Genomic DNA, 235 nt, shown 5'->3' with positions numbered 1-235 from the left:
AAGAGATGCGGACGATCGGAGTGTCGCAGATGGAGGCGATGTTACTTAAGCTAACGATCGAGGAGATCGTGCTGATGCCGCTGATTGTATTTTATTCGTCGGTAATCGCGATCATCGGCGGCGGTCTGTTGTGCTGGTTCTCGCTCGACATACCGCCGGTCGCTTACGTCGCGCGGATCCGCGAGGTGGTGCCGATCACCGACCTGTTCGTCGGACTGATCAAGGCCCCGGTGTT

Annotated in this window: 1 protein-coding gene; it reads left to right on the top strand. The window is 57.4% G+C overall.

Annotation, left to right across the window (positions count from 1 at the left end; translation table 11 throughout):
* Positions 1-29 precede the first annotated feature (29 nt).
* A partial coding sequence (locus CVH10_RS24535; RefSeq protein WP_369336029.1) for an ABC transporter permease occupies positions 30-235 on the top strand: 206 nt, incomplete at its 3' end.

Origin of the sequence: Halomonas sp. ND22Bw (assembly GCF_003011945.1) — a bacterium.
In the GTDB taxonomy this organism is placed as follows: Bacteria; Pseudomonadota; Gammaproteobacteria; order Pseudomonadales; family Halomonadaceae; genus Halomonas; species Halomonas halophila.
This window is presented reverse-complemented; position numbering and strand designations above follow the sequence as displayed.